The organism is Candidatus Symbiopectobacterium sp. NZEC135, assembly GCF_025962695.1.
The window spans coordinates 1-621 of sequence record NZ_JAGFPF010001283.1 but is presented as its reverse complement, the minus strand read 5'-3'; the positions used below and the strand labels follow the sequence as shown (position 1 = coordinate 621).

Sequence of the window (621 nt, the reverse complement as noted above, 5' to 3'; positions counted from 1 at the left end):
CCAGTGCGCAGGCACAGGAGAATCGGCAGGCTTCACCGTGGGCATCACGTATTACTGTGGTGAACCGTGATATTGAGACGTTTACGGCACAAACGGCATCAGGTTACGCGTTGATCGTGAGTAATCCTCCTTATTTTGCACCCGGCAGTGCGTGCCGGAGCGAGGCGCGCAGCAAAGCCCGCTATACCGAGAGCTTGTCCCATGAAACGTTGCTCCAGTGTGCCGCCAGGCTGCTGGAACCGGAAGGGCGTTTCTGTGTGGTGCTACCGAGTCAGGTAGCCAGTGATTTTTGCATCACGGCCTGTCAACAGGGGTGGTCGATACGTCAGCGGCTGGCGGTGCGTGAGCGGGAGGAGGGCAAACCGCATCGGGAACTGTTGACCCTCTCGAAGCAGACTGGCCCCTGCGAGAGGCAGACGCTGACGGTGCGCGCAGCAGATGGTAGCTACTCTTGTGATTTCCGCGCATTGACTCAGGATTTCTATTTATTTATGTAGGATATTCCCTATCGTTAACAATGGCGCGGGTACCCTCAGAGGCTAACGGTGCTATTGAACGCTTTTTCGCGTATGATCCCCTGACTGTCCCAGCTAAATAACAGAAAGCTGCGCGACGTGTACG

Annotated in this window: 1 protein-coding gene; it reads left to right on the top strand. The window is 56.0% G+C overall.

Going from position 1 to position 621, the window contains the following annotated elements:
• On the top strand, nucleotides 1-497 hold a 497-nt coding region (locus J5224_RS33840), incomplete at its 5' end, for a tRNA1(Val) (adenine(37)-N6)-methyltransferase (protein ID WP_264629241.1).
• Nucleotides 498-621: the final 124 nt, after the last annotated feature.